Genomic DNA, 18,481 nt, shown 5'->3' with positions numbered 1-18,481 from the left:
TCCACACAGCCCGCCCTACCATCGCTCTCACTGATCCAGACAGGACATTTACGGAGCGCGATATGTGTGGAATTGTCGGGGCGGTCGCCCAGCGGGACATCCTGCCGAACCTGGTCGACGGCCTGAAGCGGCTCGAATACCGCGGCTACGATTCGTGCGGCGTCGTGGTCTATCGCGACCGCGCGCTCGCGCGGGCGCGCAGCGTCGACCGCGTGGCCAACCTGCAGCGCGACATCGCCGCGCAGGCGCTGTCCGGTTACACGGGCATCGCGCATACGCGCTGGGCCACGCACGGCGCGCCCGTCACGCTCAACGCGCATCCGCACTTCTCGCCGAGCGACGCCAATGCGCGCATCGCGCTGTCGCATAACGGCATCATCGAGAACTGCGATCAACTGCGCGTGGAGTTGCAGGCGCACGGTTATGTGTTCGCGAGCCAGACCGACAGCGAGGCGATCGCGCACCTGATCGATCACCTGTACGACGGCGATCTGTTCGATGCGGTGCGGCGGGCGGTGGCGCGGCTGCGCGGCAGCTACGCGATCGCGGTGATGTGCCGCGACGAGCCGCACCGGATCGTCGGCGCGCGCGACGGGATGCCGCTCGTGGTCGGGGTCGGCGAAGGCGAGAATTTCCTGGCGTCCGATGCGATCGCGCTGTCGGGCATCACCGATCGCATCGCGTATCTGGAGAACGGCGACGTCGCCGACATTCAGCTGCATCGCTACTGGATCGTCGACGCGAACGGCCAGCGCGTCGAGCGCGCGGTGCAACGCGTCGCCGCGCATAGCGGCGCGGCCGATCTCGGGTCGTACCGCTACTACATGCAGAAGGAGATCTTCGAGCAGCCGCAGGCCGTGGCCGATACGCTGCTCGACGTGTCGTCGATCATGCCCGAGCTGTTCGGCGACGGCGCGTGGCGCGTGTTCAACGATGTCGACTCGGTGCTGCTGCTCGCGTGCGGCGGCAGTTATCACGCGGCGCTGACCGCGAAGTACTGGATCGAGAGCATCGCGAAGCTGCCGGCGAGCGTCGAGATCGCGAGCGAGTTTCGTTATCGCGACGGCGTGCCGAATCCGCGCACGCTGGTGGTCGCGGTGTCGCAGAGCGGCGAGACGGCCGACGTGCTCGGCGCGGTGCATGTCGCGAAGCAGAGCGGGATGATGCATACGCTCGCGATCTGCAACGTCTCGACGAGCGCGTTGATGCGCGAATGCGCGCTGCAGTTCGTGACGCGCGCGGGCATCGAGATCGGCGTGGCGTCGACGAAGGCGTTCACGACGCAGCTCGTTGCGTTGTTCCTGTTGACGTTGTCGCTGGCGCAGGTGCGCGGGCGGTTGAGCGACGACGAGGAGAAGACGCATCTGCGCGCGCTGCGGCACCTGCCCGATGCGATGTCGAAAGTGCTCGCGCTGGAGCCGCAGATCATGGGGTGGTCGGAGTTGCTCGCACGACGCGACAACATGCTGTTTCTCGGGCGCGGGATGCATTACCCGATCGCGCTGGAAGGCGCGCTGAAGATGAAGGAGATTTCGTATATCCATGCGGAGGCTTATCCGGCCGGCGAGCTGAAGCACGGGCCGCTCGCGCTCGTCAGCAACGAGATGCCCGTGATCGCGGTCGCGCCGAACGACATGCTGCTCGAAAAGCTCCGGTCGAACATGCATGAGGTCAGTGCGCGGAACGGACGGCTGTTCGTGTTCGCGGATGTGGACTGCGGGTTGGTGCCGGGCGAGGGGATCGAGGTGATCCGGCTCAACGAGTATTACGGGCCGCTATCGCCGATCCTGCACACGGTGCCGATGCAGCTGCTCGCGTATCACGCGGCGCTGGCGCGGGGGACGGATATTGATAAGCCGAGGAATCTGGCGAAGTCGGTGACGGTGGAGTGAGGCCTGTTTTTTGCGCAATTTCGGCACGATGAAAAAAGCGTTCCGCGCCCCGTCCAGTTAGGTTTTTCGGAGAATTTATCTCCCTCCACGAAACGCTCCGACCTTCACCCCCTCGTCTTCGCTCTGGATCGCGTTATGGCCGCGCTACATATGAAGAATTCGGTGCGTGATTCGTTGAGCCACGTCAAGCCATCGGAGGGGCGTCGGCATAGAGTGGTTTCAGGGTTCGACCGCCTCCCGAGAACCGCGCTCATGGAGAACAAGATGGCAATCCCGCAAAAACTCGCCATTGCAATTGCGACGCTCGGCATGGTCAGTGCCGCTGCAATCGCTGGTACGCCGGCAGCCAGCGACAGTGCAGCACACGACGCCCATCATCCGAATAAAGCAACCGCAAAAGCGCCGAGCAAGTCGAAACGCGACGCGGACGACCAAATGCAGGCCATGCGCGTCATGCACGAAAAGATGATGAACGCGAAGACGCCTGAAGAACGCGCCGCCCTGATGGACGAACAGATGAAAGTCATGCAAAACGGCATGAGCATGATGGAAATGATGGGGCCTCCCTCGTCCGGCATGCCGATGTCGTCGCGGCGGGGAAGCATGGAAATGCGCATGGACATGATGCAAATGATGATGCAGGCAATGATGGACCGTCAGGCTGCTCGGGAGCATCCGGCCGAGAAGTGACGGTACGAAATGGGAGACTGCCGTGGATGACAACTCGCATGGCGACCGGCCGTTCTGGAAATCGCGGTCAGCCGTTGCACTCGTCGCGTTCACCGCAATAGCGCTGGTCCTCCTGCTTTCCGAACACCGCGCCCACTTCCTTGGGGCGCTGCCCTATCTGCTGTTGCTCTCGTGCCCGCTGATGCATCTGTTTATGCACCATGGACACGGGCACCACGGGACGAAATCGACCGACAGGCGTCCTGATTCAGGAGACGGTCATGACCAGCATCGGTGACGGTTACGGGCTATGGAGCCTCGTCGTTATCAATTCTCTTGTCTTCATCATCTTCGCGTTCAGCTTCTTCAAGCCGGCAACCAAGCGGGACTGGCGAACGTTCGGCGGGTTCTCCGCCTTCATCGTCGCGCTATTTGCGGAAATGTACGGATTTCCGCTCACCCTCTATTTGCTGTCGGGTTGGTTGCAGACGCGCTTTCCGCAAACGAATTTGCTGTCTCACGACGCAGGGCACCTCTGGTGGACCTTGACCGGCCGGCACGGCGACCCGCATGGCGGACTGCCGCATCTTCTCAGCTTCTTCCTGATACTGGGCGGCTTCTACTTGCTGTCCACAGCCTGGCACGTACTGTATGAAGCGCAACGCGACAAAGAGCTGGCCACCACCGGCCCCTACGCGAAAATCCGGCATCCTCAGTACGTCGGGTTCGTCGTCATCATGCTGGGCTTCCTGCTCCAATGGCCCACGCTCGTGACTTTGGCCATGTTCCCCATCCTGGTCTTCATGTACGTTCGACTCGCGATACAGGAGGAGCGCGATTCGGAGGCGAAGTTCGGCGCTGCGTGGCGTGAATATGCGGCACATACGCCGCGCTTTGTGCCGAACTTGTCTGGAAAACGCCCGGCTCACCCGTAGCTGGCACTGCCGCCCGGAATGAATGTTGCTCCCGCCCTATCGCTCAGGCGTCCTCCGACGATTCGGCAATGTAGTCTCACTGTACGCAACCGAGATACCGGCCAGCCTCAATGGAAGCGGAACGGATGAGCAAAGGAGCGTCAAATGAGCGGCCAACCCGGCGAAGACAAGCTTCATCACCCACGGATTTCCGAGCACGTGTCATCGGGCGAACATCACGCTCGCGAGATGGACAAGCACGACCATCCCGCCGGGCACGAACACGACGCACATGCTCATCACCGTGAGGGCCAGGACGAGCGCGTTCGTTCCACCGATTCGCTTCGCGACCCTGTCTGTGGAATGACGGTGACCGATGAGTCACGCTTCCGCCGCGAACACAATGGCAAGTGGTACACGTTCTGCAGCCAGGCCTGCTTGACGAAATTCGAGGCTGCACCGTCCAGGTACGTTGAGCCTTCGACCATTGAGCAACCACAAGCAGTGCCCGGGGGCACCATCTACACGTGTCCGATGCACCCGGAAATTCGCCAGGACCATCCCGGGCAATGTCCGAAGTGCGGCATGACCCTGGAACCGATTCTGCCCAGCGATGACGAAGACGACAATCCGGAGCTGGCCGATTTCCAACGCCGATTCTGGTGGACGTTGCCACTGACCGTCGCAGTCTTCGTCCTGGCGATGTTCGGTCATCGCCTCAGATTGATGGACGTCGGCACCGGGAGCTGGATCGAGTTCGTCATCTCCACACCGGTCGTCCTGTGGGCAGGACTGCCGTTCTTCGAGCGGTGCGTGCGCTCATTCATGAACCGCAGCCCCAACATGTGGACGCTCATCGGGCTCGGGACAGGCGCGGCCTACATCTACAGCGTCGTCGCCACCCTCTTCCCTGGCGTGTTTCCCGATACGTACAGTGCGCACGGCCGAGTCAGCGTATATTTCGAGGCGGCGGCAGTCATCATTTCGCTAACGCTTCTCGGGCAGCTGCTCGAACTGAAGGCCCGCTCGCAAACGTCCGCCGCCATCAAGGCACTCCTCGGGCTCGCGCCCAAGACTGCGCGGCGCGTCAACCCGGACGGCTCCGAAGAAGACATTCCGTTGCCCCATGTTCATGTCGGAGACATTCTTCGTGTGCGGCCGGGCGAGAAAGTCCCCGTCGACGGTGTGGTGACGGACGGCACGAGTTCGGTCGACGAGTCCATGATTACCGGCGAGCCCATTCCCGTCACGAAGCGTGTTGGCGACCACATCATCGGCGCAACGATGAACGCGACGGGCAGTCTCCTCATCCGCTCCGAGAAAGTCGGCGCCCAGACCGTCCTGTCGCAGATCGTGCAGATGGTCGCGCAGGCGCAGCGCTCCCGTGCCCCCATGCAACGTATGGCCGACAAGGTCGCCGGCGTATTTGTCGTCGGGGTCGTCAGCGTTGCGCTTCTGACGTTCTTCGTGTGGGGCATCCTTGGCCCCGAGCCCAGCTGGGTGTTCGGTCTCATCAATGCGGTGGCGGTGCTCATCATTGCGTGTCCGTGTGCGCTGGGCCTGGCGACGCCCATGTCCATCATGGTCGCGAGCGGAAAAGGCGCCACAAACGGAATTCTCTTTCGCGATGCGGCTGCGATCGAAAATTTGCGCAAGGTCGACGTGCTCCTTGTCGACAAGACGGGGACGCTGACGGAAGGGCGTCCCGCGTTCGAGCAAGCCGTAGGCGCAAACGGATACACGACCGACGAAGTGCTTCGTCTGGCGGCGAGTCTCGATCAAGGCAGCGAGCATCCGCTTGCGGCAGCCATCGTTGCGGCAGCCCGTGAGAAGAAGCTGACTTTGGACCGCACGGAAAATTTTGAATCCGCAACGGGTATCGGCGTGAGAGGAATGGTCGCGGGCAGGAGACTTGCACTCGGCAACACCGCGCTGATGCAGACTGACGGCGTATCCGTCGAATCGCTGTCCAACAAGGCGGACAGCCTGCGTGCACAAGGCGCCAGCGTCATGTATCTGGCAGTCGACGGCAGTTTGGCCGGACTGCTGGCGGTCGCCGATCCGATAAAGCTGACCACGCCGGAGGCACTTTCGACATTGAGGGCGAACGGAATTCGAGTCGTGATGGCGACCGGTGACGGTGTGGTCACGGCCCAGGCGGTGGCCGAAAAGCTCGCCGTCGACGAATTCCATGGCGAGGTGAAACCTGCCGACAAGCTCGATCTGGTGACACGGCTTCAGCAAGCCCGGCATGTCGTCGCGATGGCTGGCGACGGTATAAACGACGCCCCCGCGCTTGCCAAGGCCGATGTCGGCGTAGCCATGGGAACAGGCACGGATGTGGCGATGAGCAGCGCTCAGGTGACGCTCGTCAAGGGCGACTTGCGCGGTATCGCGCGTGCTCGAAAGCTGTCCGAGGCAACCGTCGCAAACATGAAGCAGAATCTTGGCTTCGCGTTCGTTTACAACGCGCTCGGAGTTCCGTTGGCGGCCGGCGTTCTTTACCCGTTCACGGGGCTGCTACTCTCGCCGATGATTGCAGCGTTGGCGATGAGCCTGAGTTCGGCCTCGGTCATCTCGAACGCGCTGAGATTGCGTAACGCCAAAATTTGAGCAGCACCGAACCCTGCCGCAATTCGAGCCACCCGCCACGATTCGCTGATGAAGCGTGCGTCAAGGCACTGACGGGAGACGCGGTCCGGAGAAGTCACGCGCGCAGTTCCACTGGCGGCATACGTCATTCACACGATTGCAAAAGCGCGTGTTCGGATGTTGATGGTGGACACACGATCCGTATGACCTGCACCAACGGGCCGTTGTCCGGCTCATCCGAACGCGCCTCACCCCGCCCGCACGAAATGATGCTCCACCCTCGTGCGCAATACACCATCGAGCGCGGCAAGCCGTTCGCGCAGACGCACCGCCTGCCCTTCCGTCATTTCACCGAGAACGATCTTTTGCTCGAGCACGTCGCCACAGCGGGTGATGGCCCACCGGTCGACCGTCGCCGTTTCACCTTCGAGCACGGCGGCCGCGGTCGAGACGATGCCCGGATTCCGTTTCGATACGAGATGAACGGTATGCGTCAACGTGAAACCGGGAAGGAACTGCGACCAGTCTTCACAGAGGGTCGGGCGGGAAGCGGAGGAAACTTGGCTCATGGTTGCTCCGGATGAATGGTTATCGAACCGGTGCCAGCCATGCTGCTCCCGTTTCGTTGCCGTCAATCGGCCGCATCGCCTCGAAGGCGTCCACCTTGCCCGGGAGGGCAGGTTGGCGTCGGATAATCCGACTCTGGATGCTTGATGTGTCACGTTCGGCATTTCGAACGTGGGTTCATTATACCGAAAACCTGCCGGCGGGCAAGAAGCCCCGGAAAACGGCGCTTCAGCCGGACCGCATCACCGATCCGGCCCTTGTCTGTCCACACGCCGGCATACCCTCGTCGCCGACACCCGCTACTTCGACAAAGCCAGCTTCTTCGACACCACGACGCCGCTCGACGGGCTCACGAGCCGGATGTCGTGGAGATCCACGTGCAACGTGGAGACCCTCGTCGTGATGTCCGTCGGCTCCTCGATACTCGGATCGGCATGTTCGGTTTGGTCGGTCAGGTAGGGCCGAACCAGGCGCCCGGAAAAAACGAGCGCGAAGTCGCCCTGCGTCCGGGCGTACTCGGCGGGCGAAAGCCGCACGCGGCTACGAATGGTGGTCTTTTTGCCTTCCCCGGCGTCGAGTTCGATGACGTCGACGTGCTGGATGTACCCTTTTGCCTTCGCTTCGGGCGCAATCACGAGCCCGCGCCCTCGTGGCCCCTTCGTGACCTTGCTGAGCAGGATGCCCGTCCGGTCGCCGCGCTCCGCGTCGAACAGGTCGACATCCAGCGTCAACAGGTGCCGCCGCGACCGGTACCTCACCCCGTACCGCACCGGCACCACGAACGTCACGTCACGATCCAGACCGACGGCCGCCAGGTCGGGATTCGATCCGTGCCGGTCGACCGCACCGGGAACCAGGCCGCGAACCCGGTCGCGCAACGAAGGCGAGCGCGTGCCGACGTGCAGTTTCTGCAGCGCATCGCGAATGGCGGCCGGGTCGTCGCCGACAATCGGCCGGGCCGGCGACGCGTCGCGATTGACGGCCGACGCGATGCGCGTCGCGCCGTCGACAGTCTCCGTCTCTGCGTGCGCGGTGACCGTCGCCAGCATCGTCGCCAGGGCGACGATGCTGGCCAGGTTCGAACGACCCCATTTGGATTTCCGGTGAAACACGACACACTCCTGATTGGCTTGCAGATCGATCAACGACGAGCACTATAGGGTGGAATGATCGGCAGCGCACCCCTCGGTGTTGATCGTCACCGAGGGCCGGCGCGCCCCATCATAGGTTCGTTGTCGGCGCGGCGGCAGGCCCACGGGCACACTACCGTGTTGCCCGGCCGACAACAACCAACGGGATGTGCGCTGCGGCGCCCATCGGGCATCCACACACTCATGCCTGCCCGTCCTCCCGCCGATACTCCGCCGGCGCCTTCCCCACCAGCTTGCGAAAGTCGCGCGTGAAGTGCGCCTGATCGAAATAGCCGAGCGCCTGCGCCAGTTCAGCCAGATCGACCGGCTGTCCGCCGGCCAGCCGGTCAGCCGCCTCGTGCAGGCGATATCGACAGATCACCCACTTCGGCGTCACCCCCACGTAGTCGGCAAAGAGCTGCTGCAGCGTGCGCTCGCTCAAGCCGGCGCGTTCGGCCAGATCGCGCACCTGCGTGATGCCGATGTCCTGCTGCAGCATCTGCAGCAAGCCGTGGATACGCTCCACCTGAGGATCGGGCGGCGGCAGCACGCGCAACAGCAACGACTCCGCGGCCGATACCATCCCCGCATCGTCCTGCGCACCGAGCACCCCCGCCTCGGCCTGCGCATCGCTGCAGTCGAGCAGTGTCGACACCGGCAGCACCTTGTCGGTCATCAGATGCACGGGCTTGCCGAAAAACGCCCGAAACGCGCCGGGCCGGAATCGCAGCCCGATGACGCGCCCCGTGTCGGCCAGCGTCGTTTCGAATGCGCCGGACACCACGCCGAAAATGCCCGTCTGCCGCCGGTCGAACACCAGGTTCACGCAGGGATACGGCAGCGTGCGCTGCACGTGGGGCGGCTGGTCGCGCAAATCCCATTCGACGATCCAGTGGTGATCGAGCACGCCGGCCAGTGCGGCGCACGGATAGTAGCGATTCAGGCGGAAGCGCTGCAGGGCGGCCCGAGGGCCGACCACGCCCTTGGGGCTATCGGTCACGCTGCGCAGGTCGGACATGGTGTGAACGGCGAGAGGGAATACCGTGATGATGCACCGCCACAGCGGATTTTTCCAAGACGATGCCGCGCGCACCGGCCTACATTGGACGCCCGCTTCCCGACCACGCCATGGAGTCCGCCATGCCGCCAGACCGCCACCTGATCCTTTACCATTCGCCGCGCAGCCGGTCGGCCGGCGCCCGCATGCTGCTCGAGGAACTGAACGCCGACTATGAACTGCACGCGTTCGACCTGTCCGCCGGCCAGCATCGCGAGCCCGCCTATCGGGCGATCAATCCGCTGGGCAAGGTGCCCGCCCTGCGCCACGGCGACGTGGTCGTCACCGAGCAGGCCGCCGTCTATCTCTATGCGGCGGAACTGTATCCGGAAGCCGGCCTGGCGCCGGCGACGGGCGATCCGCTGCGCGGCTCGTACCTGCGCTGGATGGTGTTCTACGGATCGTGCTTCGAGCCGGCCATCGTCGATCGATCGATGAACCGGCCGCCTGCTCCGTATTCGACGTCACCCTACGGCGACTTCGATACCGTCGTCGACACGATCGGCGCGCAACTGGCCAACGGGCCTTATCTGCTCGGCGAACGCTTCACCGCAGCGGACGTGCTGTGGGCGTCCGCGCTGAACTGGATCACGATGTTCAAACTGATGCCCGAGACGCCGGCGGTGCGCCACTATCTCGATCGCGTGCTCGCACGCCCCGCCATCCAGCGCGCACAGGCGGCCGATGCGGCGCTGGCGGCGGAGCAGGACAAGGTGAAGGCGGCCGCCGCATCGGCCGGCTGACGCCGGGAATCCTCGCAGGTGACGGAGCCGGACCCGCGCACCGTCGTGCGGCGTCGGCTCCGCTCCCTCAAAACACCGTATGCAACCCGAGCCGAGCCACCGTCTGACTTGCCGAACTCGACGCACCGTTCGGATCGAGCACGCCATTCACCTGCGCATTCGCGCCGCTATTGGCGCGCTGGTAATCGGCCGACACGTACACCATGGTCCGCTTCGACAACAGGTACTGAAGCGCCACGCTGACCTGGTGCGCGTGGTTGTCGTTCACCGCTTCATTGCCCTTCATGTACATGTACTTCGCGCCCAGGACGACGTCCGGCCGGATCCGCCACAAGCCGCCCGCTTCCGCCATCCACACACCGGCATCGTTGAACGCATTCCGCACGGTGGTCACCAGTGCCGTCGCCTTCACGACACCGAAGTCGTAGTGCATGCCGACGCCCCAGTTGCGCACGCTGGTCGACGGCACGCCCGGCGCCGAGCCATATTTCTCGTTCGTGTATGCCGCGCCCACGCCGAAAGCGCCCATCTCGTAGTTCACGCCGGCACTGACGGCGTTGTCCGCGCCGATCGAGCCGGCCACCCCGCCGAACGCATACATCACGCCGCCGGAAAAGCCCGAGACCGTCGGCGACGTGTACTTGACCGAATTCGCGATCGGCTTGCTGCCTGCCGTGCGGTCCCAGTCGAACGCGCCGGTCGGATTGCCCGGCAGCGCGAGACGCTGGAACGGCCCGTTCCTGAAACCGTACAGCCCCGAGATGTCCCGCCCGATCGCATTCCCCTTGTTGAAAAGCGCGTCGACCATGAAGTCGTATTGATTCCCCAGCGTGATGCTGCCGAACCGGTCGCTGTCGAGGCCGACGTATGCATTGCGCCCGAAGATCCCGGTCCCGACGATGCTTCCGTTCGCCATCGAGAACTGGTTCACGAGCGCGAACACAGCGCGATATCCGCCGCCGAGGTCTTCGGTGCCGCGCAAGCCGAACAGATTCGGCGCATAGATGCCGTCGTCGAACTTGACGTTCTTGCCGCCGCCCTCGTTGCTGACATACGAGATGCCGGCGTCGATCAGACCGAACATCGTCACACTGCTCTGCGCCCATGCGCCCTGCGCGACGGCAAGCACCGCGAATACGCCAAACCTGAGTTTCATGTTGTCTCCGTCTTTTTATGGAAATACGAGCCCGTCACCGCGCCAGGCGGCGGGTGCTCGCTTGTTGCCTCGTGGAAAATCGCCCTGATTCGGGCTGCTACATCACCATCAAAATCATGATTAGTTTTACTGATTGATTAACGTGAAATTCTTTACGTGAACCGGTGTCGCACCCGAGCCGATCAGGATCCGTGATTCACGGCTCTCGAGAAATGACCCACGCCGAGGAATCCACGTCAACGGCCACGGCTTCCAGTCCGGCACCCGCACACGGCCCGTCGATGCACACGCCGTCGTCGAAGCGGAACAGCGCGCTGTGATGTGCGCACATCAGCACCTGCGACCGATAGCAGGAGACATTGCCCGGCACGTAATCGAGCGGGACGGAAAAGTGCGGGCATCGATTCACGTACGCCCATACCTGCTCGCCACGCCGCACGACGATGACGGGACGCCCGAGGCACGCTTCGTCGACGACGCGCGCGCCGCCGTCGGGCACCTCGGAAACGCGGCAGAGTCGTCTCGCTTCCATCGCTCACACCCGCTGCTCGGGGTTGCCGAGGCTCCAGTCCCACGGGCGCACTTCCACGTGCGAGAACAACCCCTCCTTCACATACGGGTCGTTGCCAACGAACCGCATCACCGCATGAATGTCGTCCGCCTCGACGACGAGCAGCGTACCGTTCATCGCGTCGCCCTGCGGGTCGAGCGTTGGGCCGCCAAGCCGCACGACCACGCCGTGCTCGGCAGCCGCACGCAGATAGGTCCGATGAATCGGCCGCACACGGTCGCGCACGTCGCGCATGCCGGGCTGGTCCGTCGCCAATACCGCGAAAAATCGAGCCATGACGATCAGCTCCGGTCGATGGAGTCATTCATCAGTCTTTCTCCATTGGCGCATCACGCCGCTCAACGCGGCGCACGGCCTTCCCATGCGTCCTGAAGCAGCGCGCGAATCGCCGCGCGCTCGATCGGCCGCGGATTCGCATACGGGTTCTTGCATGCGAGATCGGCCGCCTCGTCGAGCCCTTCCCGCGGCATCCCGATCGCGGCGAGCGCCGGCGCGATGCCGAGCTGCTCGTTCAGCCCGAACAGCAACGGGCCGGCGTCGGCCGCGTCATTCCCGCCCAGTGCCCGCGCGACGCGACGCAACGCATCCGGCGCCGCCGCGTGGTTGTAATGCGCGGTATGCGGCAACATCGCCGCGTGCGTCTGTGCGTGCGGCAGATTGAACGTGCCGCCGAGGGTGTGACAGAGCTTGTGGTGCAACGCCATGCCGACCGCACCGAGGCAGATCCCGGCGAGCCACGCGCCATACAGCGCGCGGCTGCGCATCGGCCGGTCCGCCGGATCGCGCACCACGCCAGGCAGCGCTTCGCCGAGCGCGCGAATCGCTTCTTCGGCCATCAGGCTGATCACGGGGTTCGCATCTTCCGCATAGAGCGCCTCGACCGCATGCGCGATCGCATTGACGCCCGACGCCGCCGAAATGCCCGGCGGCAGCGACACCGTCAGCGACGGGTCGTACAGCACGGTACGCGGCAGCACGCGCACATCGCGCCCGGTGCGCTTCAAGCGGCCTTCCGTGAGCCCGTAGATCGGCGTCATCTCCGAGCCGGCATACGTCGTCGGCACGGCCAGGATCGGCAGCGGCGATTCGAGCGCGATGGCCTTGCCCAGCCCGATCGTCGACCCGCCGCCAATCGCGATGCAACAGTCCGCGCCCCGTTCGGCGGCCATCTCGCGGGCCGCGCGCGCGACGTCGACCGGCACGTGCATGACGGCCTGCGCGCACACGCCGGCCGCGCGCTCGCCCAGTATGTCCGTCACCCGGTCGGCGAGAGGCCGCTGTTCGGGTGTGGACAGGATCAGCGCGCGGCGGGCGCCGAGCGTCGCCAGCTCGTCCGGCAGCCTGTCGAGCGCACCCCATTCGAATACCACGCGGGAGGGCGTGCCCTGATAGACGAAGCGCTCCATGCGAACCTCAGCGCTTGAAGTGCGGCGGCACGTTGCCGTCGACGTTGACCCACACCGATCGCGCTTCCGTGTAGTCGTGCATGGCCTCGAAACCCATCTCGCGGCCGTAGCCCGACTTGCCGACGCCACCGAACGGGCTGCCCGGATTGACGCGCTTGTAGCAGTTGATCCAGCACATGCCGGCGTTGATCCGCGACGCCATCTTGTGGGCACGCGACAGATTCTGGGTCCAGAGGCCGCTGCCGAGCCCGTATTCCGTCGCGTTGGCAATGGCGAGCGCCTCTTCGTCGCTGCCGAAGCGCAACACGGTGACGAACGGGCCGAACACTTCCTCCTGCGCGACGCGATCGTTGGCGCGCTTCGCCTCGATGACCGTCGGGCGCACGTAGTAGCCGTTGGCAAGCGCCGGATCCTGCGGCGCGCTGCCGCCGGTGAGCACGCGGCCGCCCTGCTCGCGCGCGACGTCGACATACGACAGCACGCGCTCGAGGTGCTGCTTCGACGTGAGCGGCCCCATTTCGGTATTCGCATCCAGCGGATTGCCGATGCGGATCGACGACGCGAGCGCGACGAAGCGCTCGAGGAACGCATCCGCGATCCGTTCGTGCAGCACGAGACGCGAGCCCGCGATACACGCCTGCCCCTGGTTGTGAAAGATCGCCCACGCAGCGCCGTTGATCGCCGCATCGAGGTTCGCATCGTCGAACACGATGTTGGCGCCCTTGCCGCCCAGCTCCAGCTGCACGCGCTTCAGGTTGCCCTGCGACGCTTCGACGATCCGCCGGCCGGTCGCGGTCGACCCCGTGAACGCGATCTTGCCGACGCCCGGATGTTCGGCGAGCCGCTGGCCTGCCGTATGACCGTAACCGGGCACGATATTGACGACGCCGGCGGGAAACCCGACTTCCGCCATCAGCTCGACGATGCGCAGCGTCGACAGCGGCGTGATTTCCGACGGCTTGAGCACCACCGTGTTGCCGGCCGCCAGCGCCGGGCCCATCTTCCAGCTCGTGAACATCAGCGGAAAATTCCACGGCACGATCTGGCCGACGACGCCGATCGGCGCGCGCTGCACGTAGTTCAGGAAACCGGTCTCGACCGGAATCACCGAGCCTTGCAGCTTGTCGGCCATGCCGCCGAAATAACGAAAGCACGCGGCCGTGCGCGGCACGTCGAGCGAACGCGAATCGCGAATCGGGTGGCCGGTATCCAGCGATTCGAGCCGCGCCAGTTCGTCCGCGTTGGCTTCGATCGCATCGGCCAGGCGCAGCAGCAGACGGCCGCGTTCGGCCGCCGGCATCGCCGACCATGTCGGAAAGGCGCGCGTCGCGGCTTCGACGGCCAGGTCGACGTCCGCCGCGGTGGCCGCCGCGATCTTCGCGATGACGGCACCGTCGTGTGGGTTCAGCACGTCGATCGTGCCGCGCTCGACGGCGTCGACGAAACGCCCGTCGATGAAGAGTTGGGTTTGCATGAATCGTCCTCGGTGTAGGGCTGAAGCGGAAGCCGTCGCTGGCGCGCGGCTCAGAACGCGATCGGGTACGGCGCAAGCTCGCCGCTCTCGTAGCGCCGCGGCAGGTCCGGCGTCGCGTTTTCCCAGACCAGCAGCATCGACCGCTTCGTCGAATAGCCCTGGTGGCGGATGTCGGCCGGCATCGCGCAGATGTCGCCCGCGCGCATCGTGATGCGCGCACGCGGCGCGCCGGTGTTCTTGTCGCCGATGTCCCACACGATTTCGTCGGACAGTTGCAGGAACCATTCGACGCGATCGTTGCCGTGGAACACCGGCAGGATGAATTCCTCGGTGGTCGGGCAGAACAGGCTGCGCCCGCACACCGACGTCACCGACGGATTCCACGTCACGTCCGAGCGCGACAGGTACTTGAACAGGTTGAACGCGTGCAGCTCGCCTTCGAAGCCCGGCTCGACGTGCACGTCCGGCTCGTCCTGCGCGACGTCGAGGAACGCGCGGTTGACCGGCAGTGCGTCGCGCAGCGGCGAATCGCCTTCGAGGCCCGGCATGCGGCGCGTCGCGATACGCGTGCGCTCGATCGCCGAGCCGTTGTCGCCGTGCTTGCGCCCGAACGCAGTCCCGGTTTCCTCGGGCGCCGCGAACGGATCGAAGCCTTCGTTCGTCCAGTCGTGCAGCATCGCCTTGAAGGTCGCCATGATCGTCGGCGTGTCGAAGGACTCGGTGTAGTCGACACCGGCATCCTTCAGGATGCCGTTGAAGGTGCCCGCATACATGTCGACCTTGCCGTAGTGATTGCGCGTGCCGAACACGTGGTCGAAGTTCACCCAGCCGTAGAAGAAGCCCCAGGCGACGTCACGCATCATCGCGCGCAGGAACGCATCCGCCGGCATCGCATGCGTGCGCGTCTGGCCTTTCGCGGGCCAGCTGATCTTCACGAAGTATTCGTCGCGCTGGAATTCGAATTCGCCGAGCTGGAAGCGGCGGTAGCCGGTCACGGCATCGGCGTCGGTCGATCGCACCAGATCGGCGGCAAAGCCCGTGGACGGATCGAGGGTGTCGAGGGTGGCCATAACGTGTCTCCTGGAATAGTCGAATGAGGTCGGAAGGTCAGTGCAGGCAGATCTCGGCCCACTTCTCGACGGACAGTTCGCCGAGGACGGTCTGCACGAGCGCGACGCCCGGCCGGCTCGCGGTGAAGCGATACGCGCAGCCGGCCGGCAGCAGCGCCTGATGGCCCTGGCGCAACACGACGTACCCCATGTTCCGGCCGGCCGGCTGCGAGCCGGCGCTCACGGTACCGCGGCCCGATCTCGGCGGGTGGTCGAGCTTGATGAAATCGATCCGGACTTCGCCGTCCATCTGGATCGTGAACTCGTCGTGCGCGCAGGCGAACCACGGCGACTGGCCGTCGGTCCTCAACACTTCGATCACGTATTCGAGATTCTTGCCGGCGACGACCTTTTCATAAGGGGCCGACTTCGATGCCACCTCGAAGACGTTCGAGAAGGCGTAGTGCTGCGCGCTGCCGCTGGTGATTTCGATCTCGCCCTTCCGGTAACCGTCGAGCGAGCCGAAGACGGTGTGGAATGCCGTGCTGGTCATTGCTGTCTCCTGAGTTGAACCGCTTGTTGGATTCCACTCTAGGGGCACCGCACGGCAGCAACAAGGCAACGGACGGCGATTACGGCATTTGCGTTTCGCGAATAATCCGCGCGGCTCAACGCACCCAGCCGCGCGCCAGCAGCGGGAGATCCCACGGCGATTCGTCGCCGATGTATTCGGCGAGGAATTCGACCAGCGCCTTGACCTTCAGCGCCTGTCGCTGCGTCGCGGGATAAACGGCGGCGAAGCTCAGCGGCGCGAGCTGGTAGTCGGTGAGGATCGGCACCAGGCGGCCCGCGACGAGCGCGTCGCTCGCCACGAGCGTCGGCAAACAGACGACCCCGCCGCCGGTCAGCGCGTATTCGCGCAGCAGGTGGACGGAGTTCGAGCGGATCATGCCCGGCAGCTCCATTTCGACGACCTCGTCGCCGCGCGTCATGGTCCAGCGGTTACGTGACGGATAGCCCGAATACAGCGCCGTCGTGTGCTGCAGCAATTCGCGCGGATGTTGTGGCGCACCATGCGCGTCGACGTAGGCGGGTGCCGCGCAAAAGAGACGCCGGACCGTGAACAGCCGTCGCTCGATCAGCGATTCGGAAATCGGCGGGAAGATCTGGAACGCGATGTCGAACCCTTCTTCGACAGGGTCGACCACACGGTCGTTGACGATGATGTCGAGCTGGATGCCCGGGTAGCGCTGATTGAAGGCCGCCAGCGGCGCGCCGAAGTGATCGAGCGCGAAGCCCGGCAGCATCTGGATACGCAGCCGCCCGGTCGGCGTCGCGCGAAGCTCGCGCATCTGGTCCGTCAGCTCGTTGACGCGCCCGACCACCTCCGCGCACTCGCGATAGAACGTCTCGCCCACGTCCGACAGGCGCACGTGGCGCGTGCTGCGATGGAACAACGGCGCGTTGACGAACTTCTCGAGCTGCTGGATGCGATTCGTCACGACCGAACTCGTCACACCCAGCTGCCGCGCGGCCTCCGCGAAGCTGCTCGCCTCGGCCACTCTCACGAATGCCTCGATGCTCAGGAACCGGTCCATACCGCGCCCTTTTTCGACAGCGAAACCGGCAGTCTACCCGCGCGGGAATCGGGCTGTGTCATGTGAAAAGCGTCACAGTGTCGCCGAATCGATGTCAATTGCGCGGCGCACCGCGCGTTACCGCGATTGCTCTCCGGCCGCCAGCTCCGGCGGCACGACCGCGCGGCGCTGCAACACGGCCGGCGCGGTTTCCTTCAACAGCAGACTGACCACGATACCGAGCAGGACCGCGCACATCGGCAACCACAGAATGTTCTGGATGCCAAAGTGTGCGGCGACATAACCGCCCAGCGCCGGCGCGATGCCGCCGCCGAAGATCTCGCCGACGCCGACCACCACGCCGATGGACGTCGACACGAGGCCGACCGGTGCGGCTTCGGTCGCGACCGGGCCGGACAGCAGCGACACCAGCCCGAGCGTGAAGAACGATGCGACGAACAGCACGCCGAACAGCGCGAGCGGCTGCGGGCCGAGACCACGGAAGAGGTAGAGCATCGCGGCCGTTCCCGCGAAACCGACGATGCTCGCGATGCGGCGGCCGACCAGATCGGAAAGACCCGGCAACCCGAACTGCCCGAGAAAACCGCCGAAGCCGATCGCCGAGACGACGAGGCCCATCTTCTGCGTACCGAGCGCCAGGTAATCGGTCAGGTACAGCGGCAGCAGCGCGCCGAGCACGAAGACGCCCGTCATCGCGCAGCACAGTGCGGCCATCGCGACGAGGATGTTGCGGCTCTTGAGTACATGGCCGAGCGATGCCGGCGCATGTTCCGCGGCGACTTCCTTTACCACCTTCGGCTCGCGAATCACGAAGAACATGATCGCGCCGAGCACCAGGCCGGGCACGGCCACCAGCGCAAAGACCCAGCGCCACGACACGAAGCCGAGCAGCTGCGTGGCGATGATCGGCGACAGCGCGAGACCGAACAACGCGAAGCCGCTTTGCTGCAGCCCGAGGTTCAGGCCGCGCCGCCGCGGATGCGATGCATCGGCCGTCGCCGCGAAGCTGGTCGGGCAGAACGAGCCTTCCGCGACGCCCATCAGCCCGCGAATCGCCATCAGGCCGAGCAGCCCGCCCGCGAGCCCCGAGAACCCCGACAGCAGCGAGAACGCGATGATGGCCGGAATCAGCACCTTCCTGCGGCCGATCTTGTCGGAGATGCCGCCCATCAGCGCCGCGAAGATGCCCCACGACAGGCCGAGCACGCCGATGCAGTTGCCGACGTCCTGCGCGGTCAGGTTCAGGTCCTTCATGATCGAAGGAAACAGCGGCGCGATGAGCCAGCGGTCGAGGCCGACCAGCCCGAATCCGAGCGCCAGCAGCGTGACTGCCCTCCACTCGTATGCGGTATCCCACTCGTTTGCTTTCATGTCCGTCTCCGTGGACGCCGGTTCGCCCGCGCGCGCCGCAGCGCCTGCGCGTGGGTCCGGTCCGATGGTTTTTGTGTGCGATGCGAATCGCAATGAAGTGCCGGCTGGCGTCCGGATTCGACGCATCGAATTCGCCCGGCCGACGTCGCCACGATAGGGGTATGGCCGCGAATCGGGTATGGAACAACCGGCGAACGCGCCATTCGCGAAACGCAAATAATCGGGAACGGCGGGCAAGAAGGACCGGCAGGGAAGCGTCGCGCGCGTCGACGCCGTGTTGAAGCGGCGCTCA

General features: G+C 64.8%; 18 protein-coding genes and 1 riboswitch. Of the genes, 6 read left to right on the top strand and 12 right to left on the bottom strand.

What is annotated here, in order from left to right; genetic code table 11:
* Positions 1–62 precede the first annotated feature (62 nt).
* The 5 genes from glmS (at position 63) to AC1VVG_RS21895 (ending at position 6,088) form a co-directional block, all read left to right on the top strand.
* Positions 63–1,892 (top strand): glutamine--fructose-6-phosphate transaminase (isomerizing), encoded by a 1,830-nt coding sequence (glmS, locus tag AC1VVG_RS21915; protein WP_200089359.1) that lies wholly within the window; start codon positions 63–65, stop codon positions 1,890–1,892.
* Positions 1,893–2,144: 252 nt separating this feature from the next.
* Positions 2,145–2,582, top strand: coding sequence for a hypothetical protein (locus AC1VVG_RS21910; protein WP_051700987.1), 438 nt, complete (start codon positions 2,145–2,147; stop codon positions 2,580–2,582).
* A gap of 22 nt (positions 2,583–2,604) precedes the next feature.
* Positions 2,605–2,859, top strand: a complete 255-nt coding sequence (locus AC1VVG_RS21905) for a DUF2933 domain-containing protein (RefSeq protein WP_226251998.1) — start codon at positions 2,605–2,607, stop codon at positions 2,857–2,859.
* Positions 2,843–3,496 carry a methyltransferase family protein gene (locus AC1VVG_RS21900; protein WP_034188459.1) on the top strand — a complete coding sequence of 218 codons (654 nt, stop codon included), beginning with the start codon at positions 2,843–2,845 and terminating at the stop codon, positions 3,494–3,496. Before AC1VVG_RS21905 ends, AC1VVG_RS21900 begins: the two co-directional genes overlap by 17 nt.
* Before the next feature lie 228 nt (positions 3,497–3,724).
* A complete protein-coding gene (locus tag AC1VVG_RS21895; RefSeq protein WP_482837203.1) occupies positions 3,725–6,088 on the top strand; it encodes a heavy metal translocating P-type ATPase in 2,364 nt (787 codons plus the stop codon).
* A gap of 227 nt (positions 6,089–6,315) precedes the next feature.
* On the opposite strand, the gene AC1VVG_RS21890 is transcribed toward AC1VVG_RS21895, so the two are convergent.
* From AC1VVG_RS21890 to AC1VVG_RS21880, 3 genes are all read right to left on the bottom strand, one after another.
* Complete coding sequence (locus AC1VVG_RS21890; RefSeq protein ID WP_154233749.1) at positions 6,316–6,636, bottom strand: hypothetical protein; 321 nt, start codon at positions 6,634–6,636, stop codon at positions 6,316–6,318.
* A 42-nt stretch (positions 6,637–6,678) separates the two neighbouring features.
* Positions 6,679–6,782, bottom strand: a riboswitch (SAM-I-IV-variant riboswitch).
* 151 nt (positions 6,783–6,933) lie between these two features.
* Positions 6,934–7,746, bottom strand: coding sequence for a hypothetical protein (locus tag AC1VVG_RS21885; protein ID WP_482837202.1), 813 nt, complete (start codon positions 7,744–7,746; stop codon positions 6,934–6,936).
* 220 nt (positions 7,747–7,966) lie between these two features.
* Entirely contained in the window at positions 7,967–8,782 is an 816-nt protein-coding gene (locus AC1VVG_RS21880) for an AraC family transcriptional regulator (RefSeq protein WP_482836244.1), read from the bottom strand.
* Between the two features lie 122 nt (positions 8,783–8,904).
* Here AC1VVG_RS21880 and AC1VVG_RS21875 point away from each other — a divergent pair, with 122 nt between their 5' ends.
* Complete coding sequence (locus AC1VVG_RS21875) at positions 8,905–9,564, top strand: glutathione S-transferase family protein (protein ID WP_034188606.1); 660 nt, start codon at positions 8,905–8,907, stop codon at positions 9,562–9,564.
* A 67-nt stretch (positions 9,565–9,631) separates the two neighbouring features.
* On the opposite strand, the gene AC1VVG_RS21870 is transcribed toward AC1VVG_RS21875, so the two are convergent.
* The 9 genes from AC1VVG_RS21870 to AC1VVG_RS21830 form a co-directional block, all read right to left on the bottom strand.
* On the bottom strand, positions 9,632–10,720 hold the full coding sequence (locus tag AC1VVG_RS21870) for a porin (RefSeq protein WP_059559853.1): 1,089 nt from the start codon (positions 10,718–10,720) through the stop codon (positions 9,632–9,634).
* 196 nt (positions 10,721–10,916) lie between these two features.
* Positions 10,917–11,252 carry a Rieske (2Fe-2S) protein gene (locus tag AC1VVG_RS21865; RefSeq protein ID WP_059559855.1) on the bottom strand — a complete coding sequence of 112 codons (336 nt, stop codon included), beginning with the start codon at positions 11,250–11,252 and terminating at the stop codon, positions 10,917–10,919.
* Positions 11,253–11,255: 3 nt separating this feature from the next.
* Positions 11,256–11,567, bottom strand: a complete 312-nt coding sequence (locus AC1VVG_RS21860; protein ID WP_034188464.1) for a YciI family protein — start codon at positions 11,565–11,567, stop codon at positions 11,256–11,258.
* 62 nt (positions 11,568–11,629) lie between these two features.
* The gene (locus tag AC1VVG_RS21855; RefSeq protein WP_482836241.1) at positions 11,630–12,697 is read right to left on the bottom strand and encodes a maleylacetate reductase; all 1,068 of its coding nucleotides are present in this window, start codon (positions 12,695–12,697) and stop codon (positions 11,630–11,632) included.
* A gap of 7 nt (positions 12,698–12,704) precedes the next feature.
* The gene (locus tag AC1VVG_RS21850; protein ID WP_034188466.1) at positions 12,705–14,171 is read right to left on the bottom strand and encodes an aldehyde dehydrogenase family protein; all 1,467 of its coding nucleotides are present in this window, start codon (positions 14,169–14,171) and stop codon (positions 12,705–12,707) included.
* 50 nt (positions 14,172–14,221) lie between these two features.
* Positions 14,222–15,241, bottom strand: coding sequence for a hydroxyquinol 1,2-dioxygenase (locus tag AC1VVG_RS21845; RefSeq protein ID WP_482836239.1), 1,020 nt, complete (start codon positions 15,239–15,241; stop codon positions 14,222–14,224).
* Between the two features lie 37 nt (positions 15,242–15,278).
* Complete coding sequence (locus AC1VVG_RS21840; RefSeq protein WP_069704443.1) at positions 15,279–15,773, bottom strand: cupin domain-containing protein; 495 nt, start codon at positions 15,771–15,773, stop codon at positions 15,279–15,281.
* A gap of 115 nt (positions 15,774–15,888) precedes the next feature.
* Entirely contained in the window at positions 15,889–16,818 is a 930-nt protein-coding gene (locus AC1VVG_RS21835) for a LysR family transcriptional regulator (protein WP_034188469.1), read from the bottom strand.
* Between the two features lie 117 nt (positions 16,819–16,935).
* A complete protein-coding gene (locus AC1VVG_RS21830; protein ID WP_069704442.1) occupies positions 16,936–18,189 on the bottom strand; it encodes an MFS transporter in 1,254 nt (417 codons plus the stop codon).
* Positions 18,190–18,481 lie beyond the last annotated feature (292 nt).

It is taken from the genome of Burkholderia sp. L-4 (genome assembly GCF_056856535.1).
The sequence above is the reverse complement of the archived record's forward strand: the minus strand, read 5'-3'. Positions and strand labels throughout refer to the sequence as shown.

Bases quoted from the DNA above. Each gene is read 5' to 3' on its own strand.
- glmS (WP_200089359.1), top strand. From the start codon at position 63: ATGTGTGGAATTGTCGGGGCGGTCGCCCAGCGGGACATCCTGCCGAAC.
- AC1VVG_RS21910 (WP_051700987.1), top strand. From the start codon at position 2,145: ATGGAGAACAAGATGGCAATCCCGCAAAAACTCGCCATTGCAATTGCG.
- AC1VVG_RS21900 (WP_034188459.1), top strand. From the start codon at position 2,843: ATGACCAGCATCGGTGACGGTTACGGGCTATGGAGCCTCGTCGTTATC.
- AC1VVG_RS21895 (WP_482837203.1), top strand. From the start codon at position 3,725: ATGGACAAGCACGACCATCCCGCCGGGCACGAACACGACGCACATGCT.
- AC1VVG_RS21890 (WP_154233749.1), bottom strand. From the start codon at position 6,636: ATGAGCCAAGTTTCCTCCGCTTCCCGCCCGACCCTCTGTGAAGACTGG.
- AC1VVG_RS21880 (WP_482836244.1), bottom strand. From the start codon at position 8,782: ATGTCCGACCTGCGCAGCGTGACCGATAGCCCCAAGGGCGTGGTCGGC.
- AC1VVG_RS21875 (WP_034188606.1), top strand. From the start codon at position 8,905: ATGCCGCCAGACCGCCACCTGATCCTTTACCATTCGCCGCGCAGCCGG.
- AC1VVG_RS21870 (WP_059559853.1), bottom strand. From the start codon at position 10,720: ATGAAACTCAGGTTTGGCGTATTCGCGGTGCTTGCCGTCGCGCAGGGC.
- AC1VVG_RS21865 (WP_059559855.1), bottom strand. From the start codon at position 11,252: ATGGAAGCGAGACGACTCTGCCGCGTTTCCGAGGTGCCCGACGGCGGC.
- AC1VVG_RS21860 (WP_034188464.1), bottom strand. From the start codon at position 11,567: ATGGCTCGATTTTTCGCGGTATTGGCGACGGACCAGCCCGGCATGCGC.
- AC1VVG_RS21855 (WP_482836241.1), bottom strand. From the start codon at position 12,697: ATGGAGCGCTTCGTCTATCAGGGCACGCCCTCCCGCGTGGTATTCGAA.
- AC1VVG_RS21850 (WP_034188466.1), bottom strand. From the start codon at position 14,171: ATGCAAACCCAACTCTTCATCGACGGGCGTTTCGTCGACGCCGTCGAG.
- AC1VVG_RS21845 (WP_482836239.1), bottom strand. From the start codon at position 15,241: ATGGCCACCCTCGACACCCTCGATCCGTCCACGGGCTTTGCCGCCGAT.
- AC1VVG_RS21840 (WP_069704443.1), bottom strand. From the start codon at position 15,773: ATGACCAGCACGGCATTCCACACCGTCTTCGGCTCGCTCGACGGTTAC.
- AC1VVG_RS21835 (WP_034188469.1), bottom strand. From the start codon at position 16,818: ATGGACCGGTTCCTGAGCATCGAGGCATTCGTGAGAGTGGCCGAGGCG.
- AC1VVG_RS21830 (WP_069704442.1), bottom strand. From the start codon at position 18,189: ATGAAAGCAAACGAGTGGGATACCGCATACGAGTGGAGGGCAGTCACG.